The sequence below is a fragment of the Leucobacter sp. PH1c genome (assembly GCF_000633415.1).
In the GTDB taxonomy this organism is placed as follows: Bacteria; Actinomycetota; Actinomycetes; order Actinomycetales; family Microbacteriaceae; genus Leucobacter.
Window position 1 is genome coordinate 1 of record NZ_AYMV01000054.1, and the last position, 2,931, is coordinate 2,931.

At 67.1% G+C, this 2,931-nt stretch carries 3 protein-coding genes; all 3 read left to right on the forward strand.

The window, feature by feature from the left end:
* Positions 1–403: 403 nt before the first annotated feature.
* The gene (locus tag U874_RS0113565; protein WP_025135074.1) at positions 404–1,429 is read left to right on the forward strand and encodes an ABC transporter substrate-binding protein; all 1,026 of its coding nucleotides are present in this window, start codon (positions 404–406) and stop codon (positions 1,427–1,429) included.
* Between the two features lie 116 nt (positions 1,430–1,545).
* Positions 1,546–2,529 carry an ABC transporter permease gene (locus U874_RS0113570; RefSeq protein WP_025135075.1) on the forward strand — a complete coding sequence of 328 codons (984 nt, stop codon included), beginning with the start codon at positions 1,546–1,548 and terminating at the stop codon, positions 2,527–2,529.
* A gap of 4 nt (positions 2,530–2,533) precedes the next feature.
* A partial coding sequence (locus tag U874_RS0113575) for an ATP-binding cassette domain-containing protein (protein ID WP_025135076.1) occupies positions 2,534–2,931 on the forward strand: 398 nt, incomplete at its 3' end.

A 2,931-nucleotide genomic window follows, 5' to 3' on the forward strand; every position in this document is an offset into this window, starting at 1 on the left:
CTCATCATGATGCACGAGGGTCGGATCGTGTTCCAGGCGTCTGCGGAGGAGAAGCAGCATCTCACGGTGCCGCAGCTGCTCGCGGAGTTCGCGAAGATCAAGGGCGCGACGTTCGACGATCGGGCACTGCTCGCGTAGCCCGGAACGACCTCGCGCAGGGGCGAGCACCCGGGGGCACGGTCCGCATCGGACCGGCGCTCGGGGACTCGCCCCTGCGCGCGTTTTCCCCTGAGAACCGGCCTGTGATCGGGGATGCAACGTCCGCATCACAATGGCGGCAGAACTTGCCTCCGGGTGGTCTCCCCGGTCTACGATGGCGACGTCGGTGCTTTTTGTACCGGACTACACAGCTCGCCTTGGCTTCGGCCAGGGCGTATCCATATTTGCTAAGGAACTGATACACATGCGACAGATTTCTTCTCGCCGCCGCATGCTCGCACTCGCGAGCCTCGGCGCGGCCGCCGCACTCACGCTCAGTGCCTGCTCCTCCGCACCCTCCGAGAGCACGGGCGGCGACGATGCCGCGAAGCTCGACGCGGTGAGCATCGGCATCAGCCAGCTCGTGCAGCACCCCGCGCTCGACGCGGCAACCGAGGGCTTCAAGCAGGCGTTCATCGATGCGGGCTATGTCGACGGCGACACCGTGAAGTTCGATGTGCAGAACGCGAACGGCGAGCAGGCCACGGCCGTGACGATCGCCCAGACGTTCGCCACCTCGGACGTCGACCTCGTGCTCGCCGTCGCGACCCCGGCCGCGCAGGCCGCCGCGCAGGCGATCACCGACAAGCCCGTGCTCTTCACCGCGGTCACCGACGCGGTGTCGGCCGAGCTCGTCAAGTCGATGGAGGAACCGGGCGCGAACGTGACCGGCACGGTCGACGCGGTTCCGGACGATGCGCTCAAGACGCAGTTCGAGATCATCACCGAGATGAAGCCCGACGCCAAGAAGGTCGGCATCGTCTACGCATCGGGCGAGGTCAACTCGCAGGTGCAGGTCGACGCCGCGCAGAAGGTCGCCGATGAGATGGGCCTCGAGCTCGTCACGAAGACCGTCACCACGGCGAACGACATCGCGCAGGCCACCGAGGCGCTCGGCGACGTCGACGCGATCTACGTGCCGACCGACAACATGGTCGTCTCGGGCATCGCCTCGCTCGTCCAGGTCGCGGAGAAGGCGAAGATCCCCGTGATCGGCGCCGAGCCCGGCACCGTCGAGGGTGGAGCCGTCGCCACGTACGGCATCGACTACACGAAGCTCGGCAAGCAGACCGGCGAGATGGCGATCAAGATCCTCGAGGGCGCCGATCCGGCGAAGACCCCCGTCGAGACCCCCGCAGAGCTCAGCTACGTCGTCAACCCGGCGGCAGCGGAGCGCATGGGCGTCGAGATCCCGAAGTCGATTCTCGACGACGCGACCGTCGTAGAGTAGACCCTACGCAGTACCTCTGAAGCAGTGGCTGTCGCGCGTACGCGCGGCAGCCACTCTTCCCATTCATGGACGCGGATCCGCCGGATTCCGTGTCCCGAACGCAAGGAAACAACCGGATGATCGGCGCGCTCGAACTGGGTCTCATATACGGAGTGATGGCGCTCGGGGTGTATCTCACCTTCCGAGTGCTGAACTTCCCCGATCTCACGGTCGACGGCAGCTTTACGACCGGCGCGGCCGTTGCGGCCTCGCTGATCACGCTCGAGCAGAGTCCCATCCTCGCGACGCTCGCTGGCGCTGCCGCGGGCCTCGTCGCCGGCGCCATCACGGGCCTCCTGCACACAAAGGGCCGGATCGACGGCCTGCTCGCGGGCATCCTCACGATGATCGCGCTGTGGTCGATCAACCTCCGCATCATGGGGAAGGCGAACATGCCGCTCCTCCGCGCAGAGACCGTGTTCACGCCGCTCAAGGACGCTGGCGTGCTCGGCACCTGGACGGGCATCGGCATCATTTTCGTCGCCGTGATCCTGCTGAAGCTCGTGATCGATTGGTTCCTCTCGACCGACCTGGGCCTGTCGATCCAGGCCACGGGCAACAACGAGCAGATGATCCGCAGCTTCGGCGTGAACACCGACGGCACGAAGATCCTGACGCTCTCCCTGTCGAACGGACTCGTCGCGCTCTGCGGCGCGCTCGTGGCGCAGTATCAGGGCTTCGCCGACATCAGCATGGGCATCGGCCTCATCCTGATCGGCCTCGCCTCGGTGATCCTGGGCCAGGCGATCTTCGGCCAGCGCTTCATCTGGCTCGCGAGCCTCGCGGTCGTGCTCGGAGCGGTGATCTACCGCCTCATCATCTTCTTCGCACTGCAGGCCGGGCTCAACCCGAACGACATGAAGCTCGTCACCGCGGTCCTCGTGGTCGCGGCGCTGCTGCTCCCGCGCTGGGGCTTCCTGAAGAAGCTGCCCTCGCTGCGCAATCGCGGCGGGAAGGTCGCGCCGCGCGACACGGCCGCTCCCGCGCAGCCCGTCCCCGCGCAGGCCGCGGCCCCGGGCGCCGCAGCCGCCGACGCATCGACCGAGACCGCGGGGAGGTAACCGCATGCTGACGATCGACCAGATCTCCAAGACCTTCTTCCCGGGCACCGTCAACGAGCGCAAGGCGCTCGTCGACCTCGGCCTGCAGCTCGACGAGGGCGACTTCGTCACCGTGATCGGCTCGAACGGCGCGGGCAAGTCGACGCTGCTCAACGCAATCGCCGGCCGCTACACCGTCGACACGGGCACGATCGAGATCGACGGGAAGCGCGTCAACAAGCTGAAGGAGCACCAGCGGGCGCGCTACGTCGGCCGCGTGTTCCAGGACCCCATGGCGGGTACGGCACCGGATCTCACGATCGAGCAGAACCTCGCGCTCGCCGTGCGCCGCGGGCGCAGTCGCGGGCTGAAGCTCGCGCTCACCCGCTCCCTGCGGGAGCGCTTCATCGAGGAGCTGAAGTC